Below are 26,179 nucleotides of genomic sequence, written 5' to 3'. Positions count from 1 at the left end.
ATATGAAAAATCAATCTCCCACAGAAAATAAAAACAGCTATTATAGCCATTCATTAATCTTAAATAATAAAAGAAACGCAAAGATTACAGGACTATTTTTTATAGCAGCTACGGTATTTGCTATTACAGGACTATCATTATATGATCCTTTATTAAATGAAGAAAATTTTTTAATAATTGGAGATAATAATACTATACAGATGGTATTAGGAGCTATTTGCGAATTAATTTTAGTCGCTTCAATGACTGGAACAGCTATAATGTTATACCCATATTTAAAACGATACAATAATCAGCTAGGTCTTGGATACTTATGCTTCCGTTTATTTGAAGCATTATTTATAAGTTTTGGAATAATTAGTATGTTAGCACTTTTATCTTTAAGTAGAAGCTATAACAACAGTGTAGAGGCTGACTTTATTATGTACCAAACAATTGGTAATCTTTTAAAAGCCATCTATAATTATACTTTCATTATTGGGCCGCATTTCATGCTTGGGATCAACACATTCATTTATAGTTATATATTCTATAAATCAAATCTAGTTCCAAAAAAACTTGCAATTTTAGGGTTAATCGGAGCAGTATTGATTTTTATTGTAGCTAATTTAAAACTATTTAATATTCTTCCTCAACTTTCTTCAACTGCAATTGCATTAGCCATACCAGTTGCATTTTATGAAATGATTTTAGCGACTTGGTTAATTAGAAATGGATTTAATCTTAGATAAAAAAAAAGATTTATTAGAAATAGTCATTAAAAATATTGAAATGATTAATTTAATTAGTACCTCGAGGTTTAGCTATAATTGGAATTGTTGGTGCATTTCCTTTAATTTTTCGATTTATTGCCATAATGTTTGGAATCATAGAACGAACCTCAACTTTTGCAGCTTTATCTGCTTTAATGGTAGCTGTTTTTGAATTTTCTCTAGGAATATATTTTTTGGTAATAAGTAATAAAAATAAATGAAGTAATTCTTTAACTAACGTATTTCTGTTTTATCAAAATATTACATTTCATATTCATAAAAAAACAAATACGTTAATAATCAATAAAACTAGGACTTATCTTTTCAATGGTTCATACGCAAGCATGCTCTCCCATCTCTCCAAAGTCTTATGATTTTGGAGTTTTTTTTATTCAAGTTCATTCAATACTATTTCACATCAATTTAAATGAAAAGCCATTTTTCTTATGTAATTTTGTAATGAAAACATTCATTTTGCGGACAAAAGAGCATATTAAGTTTAATTTAAATGCGGAAATCATGAATAGCAATCTAACCACAATCCCAGACGATTTTAATATCGGTAGTGCTGATACAATGATTTATTTTTATTCAAATAATCATGCATCAGCTAATAATAAAGTGGTATTTACTAAAAACATGATTTGTTTGCTGCAACATGGTTGCAAAGAGATTCATACAGCACTAGGAAAGGAAATCCTTTCTAGTGATGAAGCTTTAATAATGACAAACGGCAGTGCTTTGATGTCAGAAAGCCTAGCTGATAACGGAAAATATGAGGCCATCCTCATCTTCTTTGGTAACGATACTTTAGCACATCATTATCAGGAAGGGAAACATTCCCAAGCTACTAAGATAGAGACACCACCCATTTTAAAAATAAAGAGAGATGAATTTTTAAATAATTACTGTCTCTCGTTGAAGTTATTGCAAAAGCATCAAGACAATAAAATGGAAAAAACTAAGGTACATGAACTATTAAGTTACCTTAAACATTATTTTCCAGAGGTATTTGAACAGTTAATTGCAAAAGCGTTCATCGATAACAGTGAGATAAAAATCAAACAAGTTGTTGAATTGAATACTAATTCAAATTTAACGATTGAAGAACTGGCGTTCTTATCAAACATGAGCCTTTCCTCTTTCAAAAGACATTTTGCTTTAATTTACGGTACGACTCCTCAAAAGTATTTCACGAACTTAAAAATGCAACAAGCCAAAGTCATGTTACATCTTAACAATAAACCATCTGAAGTTGCTTTGCAAGTGGGATATGAAAATCTTTCCTCATTTAGTAAAGAATTCAAAAAACATTTTGGAGTAGCACCAAAGTATTTTCAATTAAATGAACCTTTAGGACAAGTTTTTGAACAAACAGAATAAGGTAGTTATGGTAGTGTTTTTTCAATTTTGTATAAAAACATTTAATCATGAAAAATAACTATCTATTTATCGTTATACTCCTATTAGGAATGAGTATTTCAGCCCAAACTTTTACACTAAAAAGTAAAGAGCTAGGAGGACAAGCGACCAATAAACAATTGCTCAATGGCTTTGGATGTACAGGTGAAAATATTTCACCGCAATTATTCTGGGAGAACGCTCCCAAAGGAACAAAAAGTTTTGCCATTACAATGTATGACGAATCTGCCCCTACAGGTAGTGGATGGTGGCATTGGATTGTTTTTGATATTCCCGCCAACTTAGTAGAGTTGAAATCTAACGCTGGTAACCCAACACTAAAACTAGTACCCTCAACTATTATTCAAAGCATAACTGATTTTAGAACGAAAGGATACGGAGGTCCTTGTCCACCAGAAGGTAGTGGGTTTCACAAATACCTAATTACAATTCACGCTCTAAATACAGATAAGTTAGGATTAGATGAAAACGCAAATCCAGCCTTAGTTGGTTTTATGCTACAACAACATTTGATTGAAAAAGCCACATTAGTATTTTACTTTAAGAAATAATAAAATACTAACCCGTTAGGTGAAATTATTCAGATTAATTTAAAAATGGTAATTCTAATTTAAATCTAAAGTTATTTATACCTAACATGTCAGTCTGAGCCCGTCGAAGACTTCTTTGTACCCAACGGGTAAGATACTATAAAAAACGAATCGTCAATAGTAATACTCTAACCTAAAATGGCGTTTATACATTCAAACAAAAGTGGATTTTTTTATTAAACAGACGCATAACGTCTCATATACAATACTGACATGACTATTAGAATTTTGGATAAAACTGATGCTGATGAATATAGGCACTTACGTAAATTCGCTTTACAAGAATCTCCTTTTGCTTTTTGTGATAGTTTAGAAGATGAAGCAACCAAATCGATAAAGGATTATCAGCAAGAGATTTCGAATGATAGTAATAAATCTGAAAAATTCACTTTAGGTGCTTTTAGTAGCGCAAATGAATTAGTAGGCTTTGTTAAATTTAAGAGAGAGGAACGAACAAAAGCCTCTCACAAAGCGAGTTTACATGCCTTATATGTTCATCCCGAATACAGAAATCATGGTGTAGCCACAAAGCTAATAAATTGTTTGCTAGAGAGGATTGAAGCAATTAACAATTTGGAACAACTAATTCTTTCCACAACAATTACAAGCAAAGTCAGCCTAGTGAAATACTACGAAAAATTTGGTTTCGAAATTATCGGAGGACACTAGTGTCCACTAAAAAATAAAATAAGTTCTTTGAAATTATTGTAAATCTGTATTTTAAGAGTCATATTTGAGCGTGACGATTTGAAATGATTATTATGTTCGTAATTCAACATTACGAATATGAATCAGGGTAAATATGTTTTCTCTCAATTGGTTGAATTTCTACCACAGCGTGTTTTTGATAGGTTAGCTGCTAAATATTTAGGCAATAAATCGGTCAAACATTTTACTTGTTGGAATCAATTATTATGTATGATTTTTGGTCAACTTTCGGCTAGAGAAAGTTTAAGAGATTTGATAATTGTTATAGAAGCACATCAATCAAAATCATATCATTTAGGATTTGGCAAAAACGTGACTCGTAGCAATTTATCGAAGGCTAATGAAAATCGCAATTTTAAAATATTTGAGGAGTTTGCTAATCATTTAATATTAATTGCTCAAGATAAAAACAGCAATGATACTTTTGAAATTAAAGGTAATATTTATGCCTTTGACTCTTCAACAATAGATCTATGTTTGAGCGTGTTTTGTTGGGCTCATTTCCGAAAAACCAAAGCTGGAATAAAGTTGCACACTCTTTTTGATGTTAGCACACAGATACCTGTATTTATTCATATTACAGAGGCAAATGTGCACGATGTTAACGCAATGGATGGTATAGATTATGAGCCATTTGCTTATTACATTTTTGACCGAGCGTATGTTGATTATGAACGACTTTTTCGCATTACAAAAGCTAATGCTTACTTTGTAGTTAGAGCAAAATCTAATGTAAAATTCAAAAGAATGTATTCTCAAAAAGTTGACAAAACAACAGGAATTAAATATGACCAAATTGGAAAAATAGAAGGTTTTTATACTTCGAAAGATTACCCAGAAAAGATACGAAAAGTTAAATTTTTCGATTGTGAAAATAAAAAGACGTTGATCTTTTTGACAAATAATTTTGAATTATCCGCTGAAGATATCGCATTACTTTACAAACAAAGATGGCAAGTTGAATTGTTCTTTAAATGGATAAAACAACACCTAAAAGTTAAGACCTTTTGGGGAACAACAGAAAATGCTGTTAGGATCCAAATTAATGTAGCAATTATAACTTACTGTTTAGTTTCTATAATCTCGAAAGATTTAAAAATCAATCGTTCTACTTACGAAATTCTACAAATTTTATCTGCATCATTACTCGATAAAACATCTATAAATGAATTACTTATGAAATCAGATTACAATAATGTCAATGAACAAAATATTAACCAGCTGGTTTTTAGCTTATTTTAAGTGGACACTAGTGATCGGAGGAATAATAAAAGAAGACTTAATTGTCCAAGGGCAATACGTTGATGCTGTGTACATGATGAAACCATTAAATAACAAGAAATCATGCAGTTCTCACTTAACCAAACTTTAAATCAACTCGAGAATACGCCTGCTGTACTTAAAAGTATGGTAGTAGGTATTCCTACAGATATGCTTACAACTAAAGAAAATGAAGATAGGTGGTCAATCAAAGAAGTCGTGGCGCATCTTATTATTTGTGAAAAAACAAATTGGCTAGACAGAATAAACATCATTCTTTACAAGGGAAATAATCAACCATTTGTTCCAATTGATATGGTAATTCACTTTAAATTGGCACAAGAAAAGACCTTTGAAGAACTCATTTCAGAATTTCAGGAACGTAGAGAAAAAGCAATTACTAAAATTAGATTGTTAAATCTACAACCGTCTGATTTTAATAAAACGGGGTTACATCCTACACTTGGGAAAGTAAATATGGAGCAATTACTAGCTACTTGGGCAACACATGACTTAAGTCATTTAATTCAGGTATCACGTATTTTAGCCAAACAATACGATCATATGGTAGGGCCTTTTAAAAGATACTTAAATGTTTTAAATACTTAAAGAAAATGGAAAATAGGATAGCTAAACAATTTGCTGAAGAATGGATAAAATCATGGAATAGTCATGATATTGACACCATCATGTCTCATTATGCAAATGAGATAGAATTTCATTCTCCTTTTATTAAAATGCTAAATTTTAATGACACTGGAATAATAAGCTCTAGAGCGGAATTAAAAGATTATTTCAAAATAGGATTATTAAAATATCCTGATTTGCATTTTAATTTCCATAAGTATTTTGTTGGCATAAATACAATATGCATCAGTTACACTTCTGTGAATAACAAAGAAGCTTTGGAGGTATTTGAATTAAATAATGAAGGTAAAGCCACCAAAGTTTTTTGTAATTACGCAATTATAGAAGAGTAAAATAGGAAAGTGGGATAAATACTAACTATATTAGTTGTCACAAAACTAAAGAATATGAATATTGAAAAATTAAAATATCCTATAGGGAAATTTACGGCACCAACTAATACAACCAAGGAAATCGTAGAGGAATACATCCTAGATATTCAAGCGTTCCCTGAACGACTAAAAAAAGAAATTGAAACGCTTTCAGAGGCTCAGTTAGACACCGTTTACAGACCAGGGGGTTGGACTATTAGACAACTCGTAAATCATTGTGCAGATAGCCACATGAACAGTCTTATTAGATTCAAGCTAGCTTTGACCGAAGACAAACCAACAATCAAACCCTATTTTGAAGATAGATGGGCTGAATTAATAGACAGTAAAAATATCGATATAAAACCCGCTTTATTAATTTTAGAGGGACTACATGCGCGCTGGTCATTGTTATTGCAAAGTTTATCAAATGAAGAACTCAAAAAAACATTTATTCATCCTGAGACAAATAAAGAGATAAGAATAGATGAAAATATAGGAATCTATGCTTGGCATTGTAATCATCATCTGGCTCATATTATTTCTCTTAAATCAACAATGAATTGGCTGTAGAATTATAGCTAATAAATAAGATGCAACTCTCCAGGATATAATCCATAGAAATTCTTTTTCTTGTAGTAAAATGAACTTTTCATCAAATCCACAACAAAACAAAGAAATTCCAACAAAAGCAGAAGGCAATTGGATTGAACATCCGTTAACATTAGAAAGTGATAACTATTGCTTACTACCTTTAGAAATGGAACACTTCAAGGATTTACTAGAAATTTCCAAAGACAAGCGCATTTGGGAATTTTATATAGTCGATGGCAGTAATTCCGAAAAACTGCTGCAAAGCTGGAATACTGCAACGATTGAAAGAAAAGAGGGTAACCAATATCCTTTTGTAATTAAGACTAAAAAAGATAATAAAATTATTGGAAGTACCCATTTTTTAAATATTCAACCAGAACATAAAAAACTAGAAATTGGTTGGACATGGATACATCCCAACTATTGGAATACGAATGCAAACAAGGAATGTAAAAAATTATTACTTACCTACTGCTTCGAAACTTTAAAAGCAAATAGAGTACAACTTCAAACGGATGAAAATAACATACGCTCTCGCAAAGCAATTGAAAAAATAGGAGGTAAATTTGAGGGTATTCTACGCAATGATTTGATAAGAGATAATGATACAATAAGAAGTTCTGCTTATTACAGTATTATTAGCACAGATTGGGCAATATTGAAAAAACAAATATTCCATTAATATTTTTCTAAAAACAATAACAAATCGTCATTAAAATCACGGGCAATCAAGCGGTCTCTCTTCGGTCGTTCCCTTTGTTCCGTTCGGCTGTTCCAGTCGGGCTACACTATTTTGTGGAATTACTTACTTCAATGTAACTTTCAACAATCCTGAGCTTGTCGAAGGGCCCTCCGTTCCACAGACACGGCGCAGTCACAATAAAACAGCAGCTTGAAAAAAGCAGCTGTTTTATTGCACTGCTTGTTCCTCATCTTCACACGGTCTCTTCCTGCGTTCGGTCGGGCTTATGCATCCACAATACCGCTTCATTCCGTTTCGCTTTCAGAATATTTTGTTTTAACATTACGAAACATCTCCTTTTTATATTTTTTGTCATCCTGAACTTGTCGAAGGACGCTTCACTACATTCCAGCAGTATTATGTCTGCCGCCCTCCGTTTTTTAAGCGGTTGCTCCTTCGCCCAGCCATCGGGGTTGGCTCGCTCCTCAATCTACATATAAGTAAGTTTAATGTAAAAGGTCGATTATGTTTTCTTTTCAACTTTAGTATAGGAAGGTCGCTATGCCCTGAATCAAGGTTACCCGCCAAAAAAAGGCGGGAGTCTTTTATTATTTCCCCGCCGTTACACGCTCATAGCCGCTACGTTTCGCTCCACCTACATATTAAGATTTCTTTTGTCATCCCGAGCGCAGTCGAGGGACTGAGCTTGTCGAAGGGCGCTCAACTCCCGCGTCTATGGTGGCTGTTCGATTGCCGCTACCCCGCCACTGCGCTCCTCATCCGCAAATAAAGTTCCTTGCCCCTGAAAAAGGGGCACCACTTTATTTGCTCCTTGCGGTGCTTGGGGGTGTTTGATTGCCGATTTCCATAAGAACTTTTGTGCTTCTGAGCACGCCGAAGGACCGCAGTACATTTGAAACAATCTGCTCCAAAAAAAAAATAAATAAAAAGAAAGTAAAGATCTGCTACGGTTTCAAATAGTAAAGTTCAAGCCCTCCGGGTTTTTGAAAAAATCTCCACCTTCACTTCTCCCATTCACCATCCGACTTCAAAGTACGTACCGACTTTACAAAAATACTTAGGTAGTATTTTTTCAAAAAAACTTGACTTCATTTGAAACCTTCACAGAAAGGACGACTTTCTTTTTTTTCTTTTTTTCTTTTCAAAAGATATGTTGCGAAGCGTAGCGAAGCAGAACCATAATTTTAAATCCAGAATTATGACTTCTCACAACGTACTGACACACCAACCCCAAAGAACGGTTACACAACCGCATTTCTTTATTTTAAGCAAAGGCAAAAATGCAGGCAAGCCATTAAAGGAAAGTTGTCCAAATTGCTTTTTAATTACAGTTAAAACCGAAGAAGAAACAGAAAGCTTGTATTGGATAGCATACACGCTCTGGAAAGCCAACTTTTGGCACCAACACCAATATGGTTCAGTAATCCCATTTATCAGAATTAGTACTTTCAAAAACTGTTTTCGTGATGAGGTTCTTAAAGCTTATAAGAAACATCAAAAACATCTAGATTTTGTGAATCGCATTCGAAAACTAGAAGAACTACAGCAGCATTATTCAAAAACCATCGATCAAATCGAAAATTTAAAATGGGCTTTACTCCAGAATCAGTTGAGGTAAAACACAAAAAGCCTGATCATCGTGAGATCAGGCTTTAGTATTGTCTCGGAAAAGGTTACCAATCAAAACCGAAACTATTTTTTGGATTTTATCATCCTTTTTAAAAGGAGCGACACGATAAAACTGACTGTGGCTCCTATGACTGCTAAGATAATGGTTTTTAAAATATCTTCAGATAAAATATTGGGTACAATACTCAAAAAAGTCCCTGAAACAGTCCCAATCGGAAGGCTGTTATTCGTTTCCATCACGGGCTAAGTTTTCGTTGTCTTTTTGCAATTGCTTTAAAATCGCTTCGTCCGTTTCAGCCTCTTGATCAACTGTAATTTGGCTAATCGCCGAAATTACACCACCTGCTACTACCAAATACCCCGCTGCACTAACTACCACCGCAGGCAATGCCACTGGCGCAGCGACAATCGTTCCGCTGATGGCTAATAAGGCCAAACCAATACTTCGTAAGACTTTAAAAAACTTTGGTGTAGGTGCTTTTGCTCTTTCTACTAAATTCATAATATAGCTTCTTTATTTAATCTTTTTCATCTTACACAGAATCGAAGAATTAAGATTCAACAATTAGTTCAACACACTCACTACTGTCAAGAGCTTTGTATACCATGTCTTTTAATTTCGTAAACGCGATTCTAGACATCAGTCCCAATCCTGGACCAGATAGTTTTGTGACCGGAGCGATACATCCATTTAATTCGCTCAAAGCATTATTGGCGGGATGGAACAAAATATAGCTTCTATTTTGTACATCAACAACTTCCAAATGCCATTTGAATTTTTGACTGTAACGCTTTCTAATAAAATACTTCCCTTCCGGAATACAGGAAACTCGCTTTTCATTATTCTTCCAAGGCAATTCAATCGTATTACAAATTAATTTACCCTCACATTCGAGTTTCCCATTAGTTCCATCAGGGAAATAAGTTCTGTTTAATATAAGTCTCATACTAATCACTTAAAACTAAACACTGAATACTGGCTATTAAACGCCTCCATCAACTTTAATAAGCGATAGCGGGTTGTACGCTCCATTTTTCAACGAATACATGCTACCGTTTACTTCTTGATAGAACTCAAGACCTAAAGCCAAAAACAAGGGCTTAGTGCTGTTAGGAGTAACTGTGTTTACTTGGTTAATTACAGCTGTAGCCGTAGCGTCCCAAGGTAAAATTGCCGTTTCTGAATGTTCCTCAACAAAGGTTTCATTCTCGAAATCTACCTCAACACCAGCCGAAATGATTTTAAAGTGAGTAGTTCCTCCAGGAGCAGCAATCATATTCGATGGAATAAATGAAGGAATATCTACAGACAATTCACCAGTTACTCTGTCGATAGCTCCAGTATAAGGGGCATACAAACTAGTTCCTAGTTTTCCACGAATATTGAATTCAAATCCTGCCAATAATTGCGCTTCACCGTCAATCACATTTCGCAATCCACGTTCGTTAGTGGCATCAGCCTGAATTACCTTAACCATGGATTGTGTCAAACGACTCACCATTCTACCATCAGCCGAATTCAAAAGCAAGACACGTAAAGCCGTTCTTAAAACCTTTCCTGCTTTCCCAGCTCGACCGAACTCAGAACCATTTTCACGCGTTCTTTGAAAAGCTGGATCGTTTTTGATTCTGTCAGCATCAATGCCTCCTTTCTCACGGGCTAAATGCCCGTCTTTCGTTTTGTAAAAAGTAATATCTCCGATAGTACCTTTCAATTTAATTATGCCTTTTTGCCTTGCCATAATTCCTAAAATTTAGATTAATAATTGCTCTAAATCATCATCCTGTTGCAACATTTCTGAATTGATTTCTAAGCAAATTTTAGGAGAATTATATTTATAAAAAAGCACACCCTTACAATATGGCGCAATTGAACATAAATGGCTTAAACAGTACAATATGTCAACTGATATTCAAAATAAAACACATAACAAAGCTATATGCTTTTACATATAAACTTTAATTTAATAATGTATTTATATGCTTTTACATATAATTTACTATATTTGTATAAAATCGTTGCATAAGCATATAATTATGAAAACAATAGCCAATTTTGTAAAGGAGAAAAGAAATGAAGTTAACCTCACACAGGAAGCTTTTGCGGAACGTGCTGGAGTAGCATTAACGGTAATCCGAAAAATAGAACAGGGAAAAGAAAACCTGAATCTAGAAAAAGTAAACCAAGTACTAAAAATGTTTGGTCATACATTAGCACCTGTAAATGCGAGGGAACTTTCCAAAAATGAAGAGGAGAACAAATGAGAAAAGCAGCCATATACTATAAAGACTTCCTAGCGGGTATGCTCACAGAAACAGATGAAGGAGAATACCACTTTCAATACGATGACAATTTCATAACAGAACATCCTAAAGAAAGCATCAGTTTAACCATGCCGGTTCGCTCCAAAACATACACTGACAAACGATTATTCCCGTTTTTTGAAGGATTGATTCCTGAAGGATGGTTACTGGATATCGCTTCTAAAAACTGGAAAATTAATCCAAACGACCGCATGGGACTCCTTTTGGCTTGTTGCCAAAATTGTATCGGTGCAGTAAGTGTTCAACCAATACCTAATGAAGATGCCTAAGAAATGTTTATATTGTTACCAATCATTAGACGATGCCATCGTTGGTGATTTTCATGAGCAGTGCAGCTTCGCTTTTTTCGGTTCCAAACAACCACCAGTATTCGAGCATTCGCTAAAGCAAATGGTTGAATTGGCCAAAAATGTAGTCGAACGAAGTGTTGCTGTTCCTGGAGTACAACCCAAATTATCCTTATCTATTGTAAACAATACGATACAGGACGGAACTAAGGGACGGCTTACGGTAGTTGGTGCATTGGGCGGAAATTATATTTTCAAACCACCATCCGAACATTATTCTGAAATGCCCCAAAACGAACACCTCACCATGCGAATAGCGGAAGCCTTTGGAATCAACACTGTCCAATCCAGCTTAATCCGATTGCAATCAGGGGAACTCTCGTACATCACCAAACGCATCGACAGAACAGAAACTGGAGAAAAAATCCACATGCTCGACATGTTCCAAATCACAGAGGCTTTTGACAAATACAAAAGCTCCATGGAGAAAATAGGCAAAGCCCTGGATGAGTATTCAGATAACACCTTACTCGACAAACTATACTTTTTAGAACTGGGTATCTTCAGTTTCCTAACAGGTAATAATGATATGCACCTCAAAAACTTTTCGATGATCCATTCGGCAGATACCTGGACATTGGCACCAGCCTATGACTTATTAAACGTAGCCATAGTAAACCCCGACGACACCGAAGAACTAGCACTAACATTGGAAGGTAAAAAGAAAAAACTAAAATGGGAACATTTCAAAAGACTAGGAATCAGCCTTGGCTTAAACGAAAAACAACTAAAAGGAATTGCAAACCGTTTCAAAAAAAATAAACCCATCGCCCACCAGTGGATCGATAATTCATTCCTTTCAGTAGAGTTTAAAGAAAAATACAAAGCACTGCTAGAAGAAAGATATCATAGATTATTTGAAACGGACTAAGCAAACACTTTTTTTTTCATAAATTTATGCTTAATAAAGTCTAACAAATAGTACTTTACAGTATATCAAAGCCGAGTCAAAGCAATAGATAGAGTATGAAAATAGAGAAACAAAGAATTTGCATTTATCCAAAGGACATACAACGCATTACAGGAAAGAGTTATCGTCAAAGCACAAGATTGATGCAAAAAATAAGAACAGACCTCAAAAAACTCGAAAATGAGTTGGTGTCCATTGAGGAATTCTGCCAATACACCAGCCTAAAAATGGAACAGGTTGAACCTTTAATTATTGGATAAAAAATAGAGTATTGATGTTCAAAAATTAAACCTATTCCCTATCATTTTTTGAGCATCTTAAGCCCCATTTTTGAACTTAATTTTGTAAATTTGAGTCATGCAATATAAGTGCTAAATGGAGTCAAAAAAAAGGGTGCACAATTCGGTGCACTTATTCTGAGAATTGTCTGTAAAGTCAACAAATACAAGGGGTTCATAATTCAAAACAGTCCCTCTTTCTCCGCGAGCTGAAAAGCAAATGGTTACAAAACCCACTAAATTCAACGATTTAGTGGTTTTTTTCGTTTCTAGGATAATCAAATTATTCAATTAATCTCAAAGTTTTAGTACTGAAACAACACCTAAACAAGTTCAGTTACCAACTTTTTAACTGCATTGTAAAGCAAATCATTTTTAATTGGTTTAGACAAATAATCATTCATTCCGATTTCAATTACTCTTGCCTTTGTCCCTTCCATAACATCAGCAGTTACAGCAATTATAGGTACTGAACTATTTTCTTGCCCTGCTTCACCATTACGAATAGCAATTGTAGCTTCATAACCATCCATAACAGGCATTTGTAAATCCATTAATACTAAATCAATGGAATGGCTTTTAAAAGCATCTAAGCCTTCTTGCCCGTTATTTGCAAACACCACATGAGTATTCTTCCATTTTTTCAAAATCATTTTAATCACCATTTGGTTTATTGAATTATCCTCAACAACCAAAATAGTTCTCCCTTCCAAATCATATACTTCTGGTAATGGCGCAATAATTTCTTCTTTGGGAGCTTCGACCATTTTAAAATCCAAAGTGATGACACAGCTGGTGCCTTTATTCAAATAACTATTCATCACAATAGTTCCGTCTTGCATATCTACCAAGGTTTTTACAATGTAAAGTCCTAATCCTAAACCTCCAAATTTTCGTTTATTATCAATATTGTGCTGTGTAAAAGAATCAAAAATACTATCCATTTTATCTTTAGAAATTCCGACTCCTGAATCCGAAATTGTCAATACTAAACTTGCACAATTATCCGACTTCATTTTAGTCTCAATCTCAAATTTGACAAATCCTTCAGAAGTAAATTTAATCGCATTACTCAATACGTTATTAATGACTTGCGCTAATCTTGCTTCGTCTCCTAACAGCAATCTAGGCATCGAATTTCTAGCTGTAAACACAAAATCTAAGCCTTTATCTTTTGCTCTTAATTCGGCACTATTTTTCACTTGCTCAATAAGTGATGCAGGATTAAAAACAACATTATCCAACTTAATTTCTTTCTTCTCAATTTTGGAAAAATCTAAAATATCATTTACTGAACTCAATAAACTATGGGATGAATATTTAATTACTTGGCAGTTTCTTTTGATTTTCTCATCTTCAACATCATTAGAAACCGAATCAATTAAATTCATTATAGCATTCAGAGGCGTACGCAATTCATGACTAATATTCGATAAAAAATAAGTTTTTAAATCATTCATCTCTTCTGAACGAACTAATGCCAGGCGATTCAGTTCGTTTTTCTCGTTCTTTAAATTCCGAATCAAATTGGCCATCGAAAGCGAAAGAAAGATTATCTCTAAACCTGTTCCAAACTTAGAGCTATTTTGAATTAAAAAAGTATTAGGGAGTAATCCAAAATTATTGAGAATAAAAACCCCAAATCCTACTATTAAAAATAAAATACCCGAAGCAAAAAAGGAATCAACCCTTACTTTTGCACGCATAAGCACCACCATCGAACTAATGATAAGTAACAAAATAAATAACCCTAAAACATTTGCAATAGGATAACAATACACCAAGGCTGAAGGAACAAAAAGAATAAAACCTATTAAAACAAAAGCCAACCCATATACCACATTAAACAATTTGTAGATTATAGTATTATGCTGTTTTATCTTCAAAAACACCTCACTATATTTTCCTAATAAAATACCCGTTATCATCGAAAATAGCAATACGGAATGTTGTGATAACCAACCACCATTTGGAGTGAAGTATTTATAAAAATAACCATCTAATGACAACTGCATTAAACTGACGAAAAACACATATAAACTATAATACAAAAACGTTTGCTCCTTCAAGGCAAAGAAGAAAAAGAAATAAATAATCGACGCAATTAGAAGTATCCCATAGAATACACCAAAAATAAACTGCTCAAATGACTCTGTTATTACAAAACTATCCGAATTAGATAACTCTAAAGGCATTTTCACCACCTCACCATCACTCTTTAAATGCAAATAAATATCAAGAGAGCTATTAGGTTTAAAATTTAATTTAAAAATTGTTTTTCGGTTATCAAAAGCTCTTTCCTTAAAAGGCATTTTGTCGCCACTAACAAACTTTGTGATAACTCCTGATTTTTTATCCACTACATAGAGTTCGACACGATCAGTAATAGGTCTTGCTGTTTCTAAATAATAATGCAAATCCAAACCAGATTCATTTTTGACCGAAAATTTTCCCCAAAAATAATCTTGAGTAAAACCTAAATCATCATTATCTGATTTTAATTTTGAAGTGTTAAATGTATTGTAGTTCTGAATTACATACTGAATCTCTAGCTTTTCTTGGCCAACATTTGCAATGGAAGCAAATGGATGTAAGGATATTTTTTCGGGAATAGTCTCTTTATAAAAGACATACTGAGAATAAGTACTTGTAATAAACATCATAAAAAAAGCCAAAATGATGCTTTTACAATTAAGTGTGGTATTTAATTGCATGTTCTATTGTTTTTGGGATAATTGAATTTACGATAAATAAGTGCGCTTGGTTTTAAAAAAACTTATTTTTTTTGGATCAAGTCAAAAAGTTGTGGGGAAATATTAAATTTCGATATTTGTGTTTTAAATTAAATGCAAATGAAAGATTCCTTAGTTGAACTTCTCAAGTTATTGTTGCCAGAAATTATCGTTGATTATTTTGAACTTACTTCTTATGAAAAAGGTGAAGAAATTCTTCATTTATACTTAAAAGAGATTAATTCGATTCCAAAAGAATACCGTCAAAACAAATTAAGTTCAAAAGGTTTTTTTGATGAGATAACTGTTCAAGATTTTCCAATACGTGGACATCAAGTGTACCTACACATTACTCGTAGAAGATGGCTTAACGAAGATACTGGACAAGTTGTATTTAGAGATTGGAATTTAGTAGCAGACGGAACTCGGGTAACACAGGAGTTTGCGTCTTTTTTAAAAGAAATCAATAGATTCAAAGCCTAATGATTGTAATGCTATCGCCTCTTTCTATGGTGTCAAAGGCAAAAACCTACTATATCAATACAAGGATTTCTTAAGTGATTTTAAAATCTGGAATCAAAAAGCACATGCGAAACAATGGCTTATTTTTCCTGAAAACATTGGAAAACGGTTATCTATTGATGAAACCTCTCTTTCTAATGGCGAGCTTTACACCGTTTTAACAAACAAAGCTGCTAACGGTAGAAAAGGCACTATAGTAGCGATGGTTGCTGGAACAAAAGCAGAAACAGTAATTGCAATTATTGAAAAAATCCCTCTTAAACAACGAAACCTAGTTAATGAAATAACATTGGACATGGCTGGTAATATGGGATTAATTGCTAAAAAATGTTTTCCTAAAGCAATACAAGTGACCGACCGCTTTCATGTTCAAAAACTTGCCACTGAAGCTTTGCAAGAGATCAGAATTAAACACCGATGGAAAGCTATAGACCAAGAAAACGAAGCAATGGAACAAGCTAAAAGCAGCAAAACGAAGTATGAACCAAAAATATTAACCAACGGCGATACCCTCAAACAACTACTAGCTAGGAGTCGTTATTTTTTATACAAAAACAAATCAAAATGGTCTCAGAACCAAAAAGAACGTGCGGACTTATTATTCAATTTATATCCCGATATTCATAAAGCATACAATCTAACACAAGACTTACGCAATATCTTTGAAAACACAACTGATAAAATAATTGCTTTTACTAGACTGGCCAAATGGCATGAAAAAGTAAATCAATCAGGATTTAAGTCTTTCAACACAATATCTCGAACCATAACCAATCATTATCAAAACATATTAAACTATTTTGACAACAGAAGTACTAATGCTTCGGCAGAATCCTTCAATGCCAAAATAAAAGCTTTTAGGTCGCAGTTTAGAGGAGTTAGAAACATTGAGTTTTTCCTTTTTAGGCTAACTAATATTTATGCTTAATTTTTGTCGCTCCACAGGTTTTAGGATTGATCCTTTTTTTTCAAAAATTCTATAACATGCAGATAAATTGAGATTTTAAAGCACAAAAAAAGCCTTGAATTTCTTCAAGGCTTTTACTTTCTGGGTGGGAGACGGGGCTCGAACCCGCGACCCTCGGTACCACAAACCGATGCTCTAACCAACTGAGCTACAACCACCATTTGCGTTTGCGGTTGCAAATATACAACTAAACTTTACATCTACAAACGTTTTTTTAAAATAAATTGAGAAAAATTACATCAAATCTCCTAAACTATTGACAGCCAAATATCTTTCAACCGTAAAACCTTCTGCATGATCTACCCCTACTAACCTACCTAAGTCTCTGGAACGATAATTTAGGCTTTCAAAAAAGTTTTTGGATGTAATTGGAGACTCGGGCTCCTTAGAATTTGGGTCATAAAATTGCGATTTATAGGCTAAAATAGATTCTGTTTTTTTATCCGTAAATCCAGTTATATCAACTACAAAGTCAGGAACGATGTTTTTCCATTGAATATAATGATACACTACCTTAGGCCGCCAAGCTTTTTGTGACAATCCTTCATATTCCGTTTCTATTTTCATCAATCCTGATAAGAAACAAGCATCAGAGACTAGCTTACTTCCTTTGGCATGATCAATATGACGGTCATCAATGGCATTACACAAAACGATTTCAGGTTGGTACTTGCGAATCATCTTTATGACTTCTAGCTGGTGTTTTTCATCATTTATAAAAAAACCATCTCGCATTTCTAAATTTTCACGAACCTTAACCCCTAATATCTTTGCAGCAGCAGCAGCTTCTTCATCTCTAATTGCAGCTGAACCACGGGTACCTAATTCTCCACGAGTTAAATCAACTATTCCTACTGATTTCCCTAACGAAATCTCTTTTAAAATTGTTCCTGAACAACCTAATTCGACATCATCAGGATGAGCCCCAAAGGCTAAAATATCTAACTTCATTTATTTTAAATCTATGAGTAATTACTTAAACTACTCCTATCTATAATTATTTACTACAAAACCCTTTTCATCGTCAAAGACTTATTGACACTTTCCTTCCATTCGTTTACAGGAATACTATCCTTGGTAATACCACATCCCATATACAAATGCGCTTCTTTATCTTTAATTTGCATACAGCGCAAATTCACATAAAAATCTGACCTTGTTTGATGCTTATCAAACTCCTTAATATTTAATTCCCCTAAGAAGCCTGTATAATAACTTCGGTCATAATCTTCATTGGCTAAGATAAACTCTTTGGCAACATTTTTTGGCAATCCACAAACTGCTGGGGTGGGATGTAATACTGCAACTACCTCACCTAAATTCGAATTCTCATCAATAACTCCCTCAATATCAGTTATAATATGAAGCAATTTTCCCGCTTGTAAAGTATAAGGACTTGAAATAGCAATTTCCGAGGTTTTATTTTTTAAATTTTCTAATATAAAATCCGTTACAATCTGTTGCTCTTCCATTTCTTTAGCATTCCAGACTGCATTTTCGGCATTGTCTCCAATTTTTGTACCCGCCAAAGCCATGGTGTAAAATTGCTTCCTATTTGCTTTTAATAATCGTTCAGGTGTTGCTCCCATCCACAGACCAATTTTAGGATGGTACCAACAGTAACAAAAAGCTTCTGAATAATTTTCAATCAATTTTTTAAAAACAGTGACTAAATCAAATTCTGGAACCGATACTATTTCTTCTCTTGACAACACGACTTTATTGAAATCTCCTTTGATTATTGCATCAATTCCTTTTTGAACCAAAGATTCAAAATGAGCTTTACCAATCGTGTTTTCATTACTAGAATACTCCCCTAGTTCTAATTCTTCCGATTCCTTAGATAAAACAATTCTTGTTTCCCATTTAACCGATTCTTCTTTAGGAATAAGAATCATTTGACAGCCTTCAAAAGGAGCAAAGACGAATCCTCTCTCTTTAAAATTTTCAGCAAAATACAAATGATCATTGTTTTGAAAAAAACCAACTAATTTTTTCTTATTTGGCTTTTTATAAATAACAAATGGTAAATGCTGAGCTTCTTGCTGTTTCACTTTAATAAAAAAATCAATCATAGGCTTTCATTAACTAAATACTGTATTAAACAACATATTATTACTTGATTTTTTTATCTAAAACTATATTAGATAATTTACATAAAGAGATTAAATTCCCTTCTTCATCAGTAATTTTTATTTCCCAAAGATGTATGGTCCTTCCTTTATGAATCATTCGCGCTGTGCCATAAACAAAGCCCTCACGGATACTTTTTAGATGATTGGCTGAAATTTCAATTCCTCTAACTTCCTGTGTTTTTGAATCGACAAATAAATGCGAAGCTGCACTACCAACACTTTCTGCTAAAGCTACAGAAGCCCCTCCATGCAACAACCCCATAGGTTGATGAACCCTAGAATTCACTTCCATTCGACCAACTAAAAAATCAACACCAGCATCAACAAATACAATTTGCAAGGTTTCCATCAAAGTATTTCGACTTATCGAATTACATATCTCAAGGACTTTTTCTCTATCAAATGTCATCTTATTTATTTTAACGATTGTAAAAATAAACAAAACTAATCTAGCAAATTAGTAAATAATATTGATTTTTAATACCTATAATTGAAAATCATTTTTAAAATTAAATTTGTTTTTCCCTATTTTTACAAAAAAAAATTCAATGCGTTACTTTTCCCTACTCTTTTTTGCTGGAATTCTAATTACAATCTGCTCCTGCCGTACTGATTTTGAAACAGTAGCTAGTAATGGTAATTTAGCTTTTTCTAAGGACACTATTTATTTAGATACTGTTTTTACTACTATAGGTTCAAGTACTTACGCCTTAAAAGTGTACAATAATTCCAAAAACGATCTAAACATCCCAACTATAAAATTAGGCAAAAGATTAAATTCCAAATACCGCATGACAGTTGACGGAATGGGTGGAAATCAAGGTAAAGAATTTGAAAACATTACTTTACTAGCCAAAGACAGCATGTATATTTTCATCGAAACAACGGCTTCAATTACAGATGCCAACCCAACTGATTTTTTATACACTGATAAAATCGAATTTGATTCGGGTGCTAACTTACAAACCGTCGAATTAGTAACCCTGATACAAGATGCTACTTTTTTATACCCTCAAAAATTCAATGACGGAACAACTGAAACACTGACTATTAACAACGAAAAAATTAAAGGATTTTATTTAGATGAAAATGACCCTATAAACGGGAACGAACTTCATTTTACGAATCAAAAACCTTATGTTATCTACGGATATGCGGCAGTTCCTGAAGGAAAAACAGTAACGTTTGATGCGGGTTCAAGAGTTCATTTTCATGATAACTCAGGACTTATTGTGTCTAAAAACGGAACTCTAAACATCAACGGAACAACTTCAACTACTGAAAAATTAGAGGGCGAAGTCATTTTTGAAGGCGATCGCTTAGAACCACTTTATTCCGATATTCCTGGACAATGGGGTACTATTTGGCTTCTCAATGAAACTAAGAACAACTCGATAAACCATTTAACATTAAAAAATGCAACCATCGGTTTATTAGTCGAAAACAACACCGGCACTATCATGCCTATCAAGAATACCAAAATCTACAATTGTACAAATTACGGAATATTAGCTAAGAATGCGAAAATAGAGGGCGAAAACATGGTTATCAACAATACAGGACTATCAAGCCTAGCCTGTACTTATGGAGGGAATTACAAATTCACTCATTGTACTTTTAATAATAACTGGAATGGCAACAGTCCTTTGGCAGTAAGCATAAGCAATTACACATTTGGAGCAACACCAGAAGCAAAAGATTTAACTCAAGCTACTTTTAATAATTGTATCATCTACGGCTCGTATTCAAATGAATTGAGTTTAGATAAAAAAGATAGTGCAACATTCAACTATGCTTTTAATAATTGTTTGATTAAATATTCTGGTTCAACAACTAATCCTTTGTACCAATTTACAACCGATGCGACTCATTACACCAATATTATCACAAACAAAGACCCAAAGTTTTACAAAGCAGCACAAAACAATTTTAATATTGATAATACTTCCAGCGCTTTCGCAAAAGGGAATCCTGCTTATATTATACCGTTGGATATCACTGGAGCAACAAGAACTTCACCACCCGATTTAGGAGCTTATCAAAATAAAGATTTTCCGAAAAAAGAATAACCTTCCTTATACTACAAATGCACGAATTCGGACTTTTTCAATAATCTAAATTCGTGCATTCGTGGCTAAAAAAACACTATATATTACCCGTTTAATGTAATTAGTTTTTGATACACGTCACTTCGAGTGCGAAGCGAATCGAGAAGTTTTGTTCCGTTTCTCTCCACAAAAAACACTCGAACTGACGTTTTTAATAATTACACCCGACGCGTAATATATTGGATTATTCAAATTAAAAAACTAACTACCAGACCAAATCTGGAGACAAAAAAATCACCGCAGATTGCTTCGTCTGTGCGCTATCACTCGGGTCGCTAATTTTTCAATTTATTTTGATTGTGAACAAACCGCTTTAAGCGGCATTAGCGTAAATTTATTCGTTCCTAATAACAAAATTTAAGAAAAAAATAAATTAGCGAATCTGCGGTTGTAAAACTCATGCGTTTACCCTGGCCAAATTGCAAATTATTACTACCTATTTCCTTGTTACTGGCTACTAATTTCTAGTCACTAAAAAACAATTACCAAACTCTATTTAACAAACTAAAAAAACACTGTTAATTGCATTTGCTGTTACTACTTTTTTAAACTAAATTTGCACCGCAATACATCAAATTATATAAAATGATCCATTTCTTTGAAAACCAAAGCAAAACTGTTTTTGCAGTACAAACGCAAAACGAAATTTCGGCTCAAGACATATCTAAACTAAACTGGCTTTTTGCCAATGCAAATAAAATAGAGAAATCCGCACTGACGGATTTTTTTGTTGGTCCTCGCGCCACAATGATTACGCCTTGGAGCACCAACGCTGTTGAAATCACTCAAAACATGGGGATTTCAGGAATCATCAGAATCGAAGAATTCCACGCTGTAGACTTTGATTTCACTGATTTTGACCCAATGCTTTCTCAAAAATATTCAGAACTTAATCAAGACATATTCACTATCAATATTGAACCAGAAGCTATTTTGGACATTGATGATATTGCCGCTTACAATCAATCCGAAGGATTGGCTTTAAGCCCAGAGGAAGTGGAGTATTTGAATGATTTGGCAACCAAATTAGGAAGAAAACTAACAGATTCTGAAATTTTTGCTTTCTCACAAGCCAATTCAGAACACTGTCGTCACAAAATTTTCAACGGAACTTTTGTAATTGATGGTGTTGAAAAAGAAACTTCTCTTTTTAAATTAATTAAGAAAACATCTCAAGAAAACCCTGGAGATATCGTGTCTGCTTATAAAGACAATGTGGCTTTTGTAAAAGGGCCAAAAGTGCAACAATTTGCTCCAAAAAGCGCTGACAAAGCCGATTTTTATGAAACAAAAGAATTTGATTCGGTTCTTTCATTAAAAGCAGAAACACACAACTTCCCTACTACCGTAGAGCCTTTCAATGGTGCTGCAACTGGTGCAGGTGGAGAAATTCGTGACCGTTTAGCAGGAGGACAAGGTTCGTTGCCTTTAGCAGGAACAGCCGTTTACATGACTTCTTATTCAAGATTAGAGTCCTTCGACTCCGCTCAGGATAGCAGACCTTGGGAAAATGCAGTGGAAGAAAGAAAATGGTTGTACCAAACACCAATGGACATCTTAATCAAAGCATCAAATGGAGCATCTGATTTTGGAAACAAATTCGGGCAGCCTTTGATTACCGGTTCTGTACTGACTTTCGAACATGAAGAAGATGCTCGCAAACTTGGTTTTGACAAGGTAATCATGCAAGCAGGTGGTATTGGTTACGGAAAAGTAGAACAAGCATTAAAACACAAACCACAAGAGGGTGACAAAATTGTTATCCTTGGTGGAGAAAATTATAGAATTGGAATGGGTGGAGCAGCAGTTTCATCGGCTGATACAGGTGCAATGAGTACAGGTATTGAGTTGAATGCTATTCAACGTTCGAATCCAGAAATGCAAAAACGTGCTGCCAATGCCATTCGTGGTTTAGTAGAAAGCGACATCAACCCTATTGTATCGATTCACGATCACGGTGCAGGTGGACACCTAAACTGTCTTTCTGAATTAGTAGAAGATACAGGAGGTTTAATTGATTTAGATAAATTACCTGTTGGTGACCCTACTCTATCAGCTAAAGAAATCATTGGTAACGAATCTCAAGAAAGAATGGGATTGGTTATTGCTCAAAAAGACATCGATACACTACAACGTATTGCCGACAGAGAGCGTTCTCCTATGTACCAAGTAGGTGATGTAACGGGTGACCACCGTTTTACTTTCGAATCAAAAACTACGGGTGCAAAACCAATGGATTATGCTTTGGAAGACTTCTTTGGTAGTTCGCCAAAAACCATCATCAACGATAAAACTATCACTCGTAACTACGCTGATTTAAGTTATGCTGTAAAAAACATTTCAACTTACCTTGAACAAGTATTACAATTAGAAGCAGTAGCTTGTAAAGACTGGTTGACAAATAAAGTTGACCGTTGTGTAAGTGGTAAAGTTGCTAAACAACAATGTGTAGGTCCTTTACAATTGCCATTGAATAACTGTGGTGTAATGGCACTGGATTATTTAGGAAAAGAAGGTTTAGCTACTTCTATTGGTCACTCTCCTATCGCTGCTTTGATTGATGCTGCTGCAGGAAGTAGAACGGCTATTGCTGAGTCTCTATCAAACATTGTTTGGGCACCAATTAAAGATGGTATAAACGGAATTTCATTGTCGGCCAACTGGATGTGGGCTTGTAAAAATGAAGGTGAAGACGCTCGTTTGTACGAAGCTGTACAAAGTTGTTCTGATTTCGCTATCGAATTAGGAATCAATATCCCTACAGGAAAAGATTCTCTTTCGATGAAACAAAAATATCCTAACGACGAAGTTATCGCTCCTGGAACGGTAATTATTTCGGCGGCAGGACATTGTACGGACATCAAAAAAGTGGTAGAACCTGTTTTACAAAAAGATGGTGGTTCGATTTACTATATCAATTTATCTCAAGATGAGTTTAAATTAGGCGGAAGTTCATTTGCTCAAACTTTGAATAAAATTGGTACAGAAGTTCCAACAATTAAAGATTCTGCTTTCTTCAAAAGAGCTTTCAATACGGTTCAAGAATTAATTTTAGATAACAATATCGTTGCTGGTCACGATATTGGAAGTGGTGGTTTGATTACTACTTTACTTGAAATGTGTTTCGCTGATGTGAATTTGGGAGCAAAAATAGATTTCTCTGTTTTTGAAGAAAAAGACATTATCAAATATCTTTTTGCTGAAAACATCGGACTTGTTTTTCAAGCGAAAAATGATGGTGATTTAGAAGCTAAATTAAAAGCTAACGACGTTTCTTTTTATAAATTAGGAACTGTTACTACAGATGCAAGACTAGACTTTGGTCCTTGTGGATTAGATATTGCAAAATACAGAGATATTTGGTTTAAAACATCATTCTTGTTAGACCAAAAACAATCTAAAAACGGAACAGCACACGCTCGTTACGAAAACTATAAAAACCAACCGTTACAGTTTAGTTTCCCTACACATTTCACAGGTGTAAAACCTTCAGTTGACAATAGCAAACCACGTCCAAAAGCGGCCATTATTCGTGAAAAAGGAAGTAACTCGGAACGCGAAATGGCGAATGCCATGTACTTAGCTGGTTTTGATGTAAAAGACATTCACATGACCGATTTGATTTCGGGACGTGAAAACCTAGAAGACATACAATTCATTGGAGCTGTTGGAGGATTCTCTAACTCGGATGTATTAGGTTCTGCTAAAGGTTGGGCTGGTGCTTTCTTGTACAACGAAAAAGCAAAAACTGCCTTAGATAATTTCTTCAAAAGAGAAGACACTTTATCTGTAGGTATCTGCAATGGTTGTCAGTTATTGATGGAATTAGAGAAAATCAATCCAGAGCACGAAGTACACGGAAAAATGCTTCATAATGATAGTCATAAACACGAGAGCATCTTTACATCGGTAACGATTCAAGAAAACAAATCGGTGATGTTATCTACTTTAGCAGGAAGTACTTTAGGAGTTTGGGTATCGCATGGTGAAGGTAAATTTGAATTACCATTAGCCGAAGAAAACTACAACATCGTAGGTAAATACGGTTATGATAGTTATCCAGCAAACCCTAATGGTTCTGATTACAATACAGCAATGTTATGTGACGCTACAGGTCGTCACTTAGTAATGATGCCACATATCGAGCGTTCTACTTTCCAATGGAACTGGGCAAACTACCCAGCAGGTAGAAATGACGAAGTAACTCCTTGGCTAGAAGCCTTTGTAAATGCTAGATTGTGGATTGAAAAACACTAATCTTTATTTTTAAAATAATTTTGAAAGCGTCTCGATAATTTCGGGACGCTTTTTTTATACAAGCCATCCTAAATATATTTAACAAAATAAAGTTTATTAAAATCAATATCTTACAAAAAAAACCTTAAATTTAATTCGGCCACTAACTTACCCAATTTGTATATGAGCAAAGAAACCAATAAACTAAAATTAGTATGGGATACCGGTAAAAAAACGGCTATCCAAAAAACGGTGTTGCCTGAAATCAATTTCAATAACATCATAAGCAACATCGTTAGTTTAGGTCCTTACTACTCTTATATAATTGACTTTTTTGATGGTTCCATTTCGCATGTAAGTCCTTCCATACAAGACATTCATGGTTTTGACCCTGAAACAGTAACACTTGATGATATTATTAATAGTATCCATCCTGACGATATGGATTTTGTAGCCAAAGCAGAAGAATCTAATATTAATTTCCTTTTTAACACCATCGGCAAAGAACAGGTACTAAACTATAAAACCAATTATTCTTTTAGAAGTCGAATGAAAAATGGCGAATATGCCATGTTGAATCATCAAGCCATTTTACTAACCTTAGACGACAACGGGCGTTTTGGAAAATCGTTAAACATTCACACCGTAATAGATCATATTACCAAAACCAACAGTTTTACTTTTTCTTTAATTGGATTACAAGATCATCCTTCCTATACTGATATTAAAGTATGTCAAAACATAAATGAATATATTGCTTTTTCAACCAGAGAATTAGAAGTTATCAAACTAATCTACTCCGGATTATCCACCAAGGAAATAGCTCTAGCTCTTTCTATCAGTGAACATACCATCAAGACACACCGCAAAAATATTTATAAAAAGTCAAACTGTAAAAACGTATCAGAGTTGATTCATAGATGTATTGCTTCGGGCTTGATATGAGGCAAAATACCCCTTTGT

The 26,179-nt window shown here is 34.1% G+C and carries 26 protein-coding genes and 1 tRNA gene; 18 read left to right on the top strand and 9 right to left on the bottom strand.

Annotated features, from left to right (window positions below; translation table 11 throughout):
• The first annotated feature begins 2 nt into the window (after positions 1-2).
• The 10 genes from SLW70_RS10210 (at position 3) to SLW70_RS10165 (ending at position 8,645) form a co-directional block, all read left to right on the top strand.
• Entirely contained in the window at positions 3-731 is a 729-nt protein-coding gene (locus tag SLW70_RS10210) for a DUF4386 domain-containing protein (RefSeq protein WP_320888247.1), read from the top strand.
• Positions 732-1,271: 540 nt separating this feature from the next.
• Complete coding sequence (locus tag SLW70_RS10205; protein WP_320888246.1) at positions 1,272-2,135, top strand: helix-turn-helix transcriptional regulator; 864 nt, start codon at positions 1,272-1,274, stop codon at positions 2,133-2,135.
• Positions 2,136-2,182: 47 nt separating this feature from the next.
• Positions 2,183-2,725, top strand: coding sequence for a YbhB/YbcL family Raf kinase inhibitor-like protein (locus SLW70_RS10200; RefSeq protein WP_320888245.1), 543 nt, complete (start codon positions 2,183-2,185; stop codon positions 2,723-2,725).
• Between the two features lie 252 nt (positions 2,726-2,977).
• The gene (locus SLW70_RS10195) at positions 2,978-3,433 is read left to right on the top strand and encodes a GNAT family N-acetyltransferase (RefSeq protein WP_320888244.1); all 456 of its coding nucleotides are present in this window, start codon (positions 2,978-2,980) and stop codon (positions 3,431-3,433) included.
• Between the two features lie 117 nt (positions 3,434-3,550).
• The gene (locus SLW70_RS10190; protein ID WP_320888243.1) at positions 3,551-4,714 is read left to right on the top strand and encodes an IS4 family transposase; all 1,164 of its coding nucleotides are present in this window, start codon (positions 3,551-3,553) and stop codon (positions 4,712-4,714) included.
• Positions 4,715-4,816: 102 nt separating this feature from the next.
• Positions 4,817-5,341, top strand: a complete 525-nt coding sequence (locus SLW70_RS10185; RefSeq protein WP_320888242.1) for a DinB family protein — start codon at positions 4,817-4,819, stop codon at positions 5,339-5,341.
• Positions 5,342-5,346: 5 nt separating this feature from the next.
• Positions 5,347-5,712 (top strand): nuclear transport factor 2 family protein, encoded by a 366-nt coding sequence (locus SLW70_RS10180; protein ID WP_320888241.1) that lies wholly within the window; start codon positions 5,347-5,349, stop codon positions 5,710-5,712.
• Between the two features lie 54 nt (positions 5,713-5,766).
• The gene (locus tag SLW70_RS10175) at positions 5,767-6,303 is read left to right on the top strand and encodes a YfiT family bacillithiol transferase (protein WP_320888239.1); all 537 of its coding nucleotides are present in this window, start codon (positions 5,767-5,769) and stop codon (positions 6,301-6,303) included.
• 70 nt (positions 6,304-6,373) lie between these two features.
• Complete coding sequence (locus SLW70_RS10170; protein WP_320888238.1) at positions 6,374-7,006, top strand: GNAT family protein; 633 nt, start codon at positions 6,374-6,376, stop codon at positions 7,004-7,006.
• Between the two features lie 1,219 nt (positions 7,007-8,225).
• Positions 8,226-8,645 carry a DUF6943 family protein gene (locus tag SLW70_RS10165; protein ID WP_320888237.1) on the top strand — a complete coding sequence of 140 codons (420 nt, stop codon included), beginning with the start codon at positions 8,226-8,228 and terminating at the stop codon, positions 8,643-8,645.
• Positions 8,646-8,719: 74 nt separating this feature from the next.
• Here the strand turns inward: SLW70_RS10165 and SLW70_RS10160 are convergent, their stop codons facing one another.
• From SLW70_RS10160 to SLW70_RS10145, 4 genes are read right to left on the bottom strand one after another with little or no spacing between them, the layout of a single operon-like run.
• Positions 8,720-8,893 carry a hypothetical protein gene (locus SLW70_RS10160; protein ID WP_220763405.1) on the bottom strand — a complete coding sequence of 58 codons (174 nt, stop codon included), beginning with the start codon at positions 8,891-8,893 and terminating at the stop codon, positions 8,720-8,722.
• Positions 8,880-9,158: a hypothetical protein gene (locus SLW70_RS10155; protein WP_320888236.1), complete on the bottom strand. Its 279-nt coding sequence runs from the start codon at positions 9,156-9,158 to the stop codon at positions 8,880-8,882. Before SLW70_RS10155 ends, SLW70_RS10160 begins: the two co-directional genes overlap by 14 nt.
• 49 nt (positions 9,159-9,207) lie before the next feature.
• A complete protein-coding gene (locus SLW70_RS10150) occupies positions 9,208-9,603 on the bottom strand; it encodes a DUF5675 family protein (RefSeq protein WP_320888235.1) in 396 nt (131 codons plus the stop codon).
• A gap of 36 nt (positions 9,604-9,639) precedes the next feature.
• Complete coding sequence (locus SLW70_RS10145; RefSeq protein WP_320888233.1) at positions 9,640-10,398, bottom strand: hypothetical protein; 759 nt, start codon at positions 10,396-10,398, stop codon at positions 9,640-9,642.
• A 295-nt stretch (positions 10,399-10,693) separates the two neighbouring features.
• Between SLW70_RS10145 and SLW70_RS10140 the strand changes: the two genes are divergently transcribed.
• Genes SLW70_RS10140 through SLW70_RS10130 form a run of 3 tightly spaced genes read left to right on the top strand, consistent with a single transcriptional unit; the run spans position 10,694 to position 12,199 of the window.
• Positions 10,694-10,921 carry a type II toxin-antitoxin system Y4mF family antitoxin gene (locus SLW70_RS10140; protein ID WP_320888232.1) on the top strand — a complete coding sequence of 76 codons (228 nt, stop codon included), beginning with the start codon at positions 10,694-10,696 and terminating at the stop codon, positions 10,919-10,921.
• Positions 10,918-11,250, top strand: a complete 333-nt coding sequence (locus tag SLW70_RS10135; RefSeq protein WP_320888231.1) for a HipA N-terminal domain-containing protein — start codon at positions 10,918-10,920, stop codon at positions 11,248-11,250. Before SLW70_RS10140 ends, SLW70_RS10135 begins: the two co-directional genes overlap by 4 nt.
• Positions 11,237-12,199, top strand: coding sequence for a HipA domain-containing protein (locus tag SLW70_RS10130; RefSeq protein WP_414458222.1), 963 nt, complete (start codon positions 11,237-11,239; stop codon positions 12,197-12,199). Before SLW70_RS10135 ends, SLW70_RS10130 begins: the two co-directional genes overlap by 14 nt.
• Positions 12,200-12,839: 640 nt before the next feature.
• Here SLW70_RS10130 and SLW70_RS10125 read toward each other — a convergent pair.
• A complete protein-coding gene (locus SLW70_RS10125) occupies positions 12,840-15,230 on the bottom strand; it encodes a hybrid sensor histidine kinase/response regulator (RefSeq protein ID WP_320888230.1) in 2,391 nt (796 codons plus the stop codon).
• Positions 15,231-15,368: 138 nt separating this feature from the next.
• Here SLW70_RS10125 and SLW70_RS10120 point away from each other — a divergent pair, with 138 nt between their 5' ends.
• A complete protein-coding gene (locus SLW70_RS10120) occupies positions 15,369-15,731 on the top strand; it encodes a transposase (RefSeq protein WP_320888229.1) in 363 nt (120 codons plus the stop codon).
• A gap of 13 nt (positions 15,732-15,744) precedes the next feature.
• Positions 15,745-16,698 carry a transposase gene (locus SLW70_RS10115; protein WP_320891742.1) on the top strand — a complete coding sequence of 318 codons (954 nt, stop codon included), beginning with the start codon at positions 15,745-15,747 and terminating at the stop codon, positions 16,696-16,698.
• 122 nt (positions 16,699-16,820) lie between these two features.
• Here SLW70_RS10115 and SLW70_RS10110 read toward each other — a convergent pair.
• The 4 genes from SLW70_RS10110 to SLW70_RS10095 form a co-directional block, all read right to left on the bottom strand.
• Positions 16,821-16,896, bottom strand: a tRNA-His gene (locus SLW70_RS10110).
• A gap of 75 nt (positions 16,897-16,971) precedes the next feature.
• Positions 16,972-17,688, bottom strand: coding sequence for a bacillithiol biosynthesis deacetylase BshB1 (gene bshB1 / locus SLW70_RS10105; protein ID WP_320888228.1), 717 nt, complete (start codon positions 17,686-17,688; stop codon positions 16,972-16,974).
• A 53-nt stretch (positions 17,689-17,741) separates the two neighbouring features.
• Positions 17,742-18,812 carry an isochorismate synthase gene (locus tag SLW70_RS10100; protein WP_320888227.1) on the bottom strand — a complete coding sequence of 357 codons (1,071 nt, stop codon included), beginning with the start codon at positions 18,810-18,812 and terminating at the stop codon, positions 17,742-17,744.
• A 40-nt stretch (positions 18,813-18,852) separates the two neighbouring features.
• Positions 18,853-19,281 (bottom strand): hotdog fold thioesterase, encoded by a 429-nt coding sequence (locus tag SLW70_RS10095; protein ID WP_320888226.1) that lies wholly within the window; start codon positions 19,279-19,281, stop codon positions 18,853-18,855.
• A gap of 139 nt (positions 19,282-19,420) precedes the next feature.
• Between SLW70_RS10095 and SLW70_RS10090 the strand changes: the two genes are divergently transcribed.
• The 3 genes from SLW70_RS10090 (at position 19,421) to SLW70_RS10080 (ending at position 26,161) form a co-directional block, all read left to right on the top strand.
• Positions 19,421-20,941 carry a hypothetical protein gene (locus tag SLW70_RS10090; RefSeq protein ID WP_320888225.1) on the top strand — a complete coding sequence of 507 codons (1,521 nt, stop codon included), beginning with the start codon at positions 19,421-19,423 and terminating at the stop codon, positions 20,939-20,941.
• Between the two features lie 624 nt (positions 20,942-21,565).
• Positions 21,566-25,237: a phosphoribosylformylglycinamidine synthase gene (gene purL / locus SLW70_RS10085; protein WP_320888223.1), complete on the top strand. Its 3,672-nt coding sequence runs from the start codon at positions 21,566-21,568 to the stop codon at positions 25,235-25,237.
• Positions 25,238-25,399: 162 nt separating this feature from the next.
• Positions 25,400-26,161, top strand: coding sequence for a LuxR C-terminal-related transcriptional regulator (locus SLW70_RS10080; RefSeq protein WP_320888221.1), 762 nt, complete (start codon positions 25,400-25,402; stop codon positions 26,159-26,161).
• Positions 26,162-26,179: the final 18 nt, after the last annotated feature.

Source organism: Flavobacterium sp. NG2 (assembly GCF_034119845.1).
In the GTDB taxonomy this organism is placed as follows: domain Bacteria; phylum Bacteroidota; class Bacteroidia; order Flavobacteriales; family Flavobacteriaceae; genus Flavobacterium.
Note: the sequence above shows the minus strand (reverse complement) of the source record. Positions and strands in the feature narration are given on the sequence as shown.

Excerpts from the sequence above, each read along its gene's own strand:
- SLW70_RS10100 (WP_320888227.1), bottom strand. The coding sequence starts at position 18,812 with ATGATTGATTTTTTTATTAAAGTGAAACAGCAAGAAGCTCAGCATTTA.
- SLW70_RS10140 (WP_320888232.1), top strand. The coding sequence starts at position 10,694 with ATGAAAACAATAGCCAATTTTGTAAAGGAGAAAAGAAATGAAGTTAAC.
- SLW70_RS10190 (WP_320888243.1), top strand. The coding sequence starts at position 3,551 with ATGAATCAGGGTAAATATGTTTTCTCTCAATTGGTTGAATTTCTACCA.
- SLW70_RS10210 (WP_320888247.1), top strand. The coding sequence starts at position 3 with ATGAAAAATCAATCTCCCACAGAAAATAAAAACAGCTATTATAGCCAT.
- SLW70_RS10080 (WP_320888221.1), top strand. The coding sequence starts at position 25,400 with ATGAGCAAAGAAACCAATAAACTAAAATTAGTATGGGATACCGGTAAA.
- SLW70_RS10185 (WP_320888242.1), top strand. The coding sequence starts at position 4,817 with ATGCAGTTCTCACTTAACCAAACTTTAAATCAACTCGAGAATACGCCT.
- SLW70_RS10195 (WP_320888244.1), top strand. The coding sequence starts at position 2,978 with ATGACTATTAGAATTTTGGATAAAACTGATGCTGATGAATATAGGCAC.
- SLW70_RS10175 (WP_320888239.1), top strand. The coding sequence starts at position 5,767 with ATGAATATTGAAAAATTAAAATATCCTATAGGGAAATTTACGGCACCA.
- SLW70_RS10130 (WP_414458222.1), top strand. The coding sequence starts at position 11,237 with ATGAAGATGCCTAAGAAATGTTTATATTGTTACCAATCATTAGACGAT.
- SLW70_RS10120 (WP_320888229.1), top strand. The coding sequence starts at position 15,369 with ATGAAAGATTCCTTAGTTGAACTTCTCAAGTTATTGTTGCCAGAAATT.
- SLW70_RS10095 (WP_320888226.1), bottom strand. The coding sequence starts at position 19,281 with ATGACATTTGATAGAGAAAAAGTCCTTGAGATATGTAATTCGATAAGT.
- SLW70_RS10135 (WP_320888231.1), top strand. The coding sequence starts at position 10,918 with ATGAGAAAAGCAGCCATATACTATAAAGACTTCCTAGCGGGTATGCTC.
- bshB1 (WP_320888228.1), bottom strand. The coding sequence starts at position 17,688 with ATGAAGTTAGATATTTTAGCCTTTGGGGCTCATCCTGATGATGTCGAA.
- SLW70_RS10125 (WP_320888230.1), bottom strand. The coding sequence starts at position 15,230 with ATGCAATTAAATACCACACTTAATTGTAAAAGCATCATTTTGGCTTTT.
- SLW70_RS10090 (WP_320888225.1), top strand. The coding sequence starts at position 19,421 with ATGCGTTACTTTTCCCTACTCTTTTTTGCTGGAATTCTAATTACAATC.
- SLW70_RS10160 (WP_220763405.1), bottom strand. The coding sequence starts at position 8,893 with ATGGAAACGAATAACAGCCTTCCGATTGGGACTGTTTCAGGGACTTTT.
- SLW70_RS10180 (WP_320888241.1), top strand. The coding sequence starts at position 5,347 with ATGGAAAATAGGATAGCTAAACAATTTGCTGAAGAATGGATAAAATCA.
- SLW70_RS10170 (WP_320888238.1), top strand. The coding sequence starts at position 6,374 with ATGAACTTTTCATCAAATCCACAACAAAACAAAGAAATTCCAACAAAA.
- purL (WP_320888223.1), top strand. The coding sequence starts at position 21,566 with ATGATCCATTTCTTTGAAAACCAAAGCAAAACTGTTTTTGCAGTACAA.
- SLW70_RS10155 (WP_320888236.1), bottom strand. The coding sequence starts at position 9,158 with ATGAATTTAGTAGAAAGAGCAAAAGCACCTACACCAAAGTTTTTTAAA.
- SLW70_RS10165 (WP_320888237.1), top strand. The coding sequence starts at position 8,226 with ATGACTTCTCACAACGTACTGACACACCAACCCCAAAGAACGGTTACA.
- SLW70_RS10205 (WP_320888246.1), top strand. The coding sequence starts at position 1,272 with ATGAATAGCAATCTAACCACAATCCCAGACGATTTTAATATCGGTAGT.
- SLW70_RS10200 (WP_320888245.1), top strand. The coding sequence starts at position 2,183 with ATGAAAAATAACTATCTATTTATCGTTATACTCCTATTAGGAATGAGT.
- SLW70_RS10145 (WP_320888233.1), bottom strand. The coding sequence starts at position 10,398 with ATGGCAAGGCAAAAAGGCATAATTAAATTGAAAGGTACTATCGGAGAT.
- SLW70_RS10150 (WP_320888235.1), bottom strand. The coding sequence starts at position 9,603 with ATGAGACTTATATTAAACAGAACTTATTTCCCTGATGGAACTAATGGG.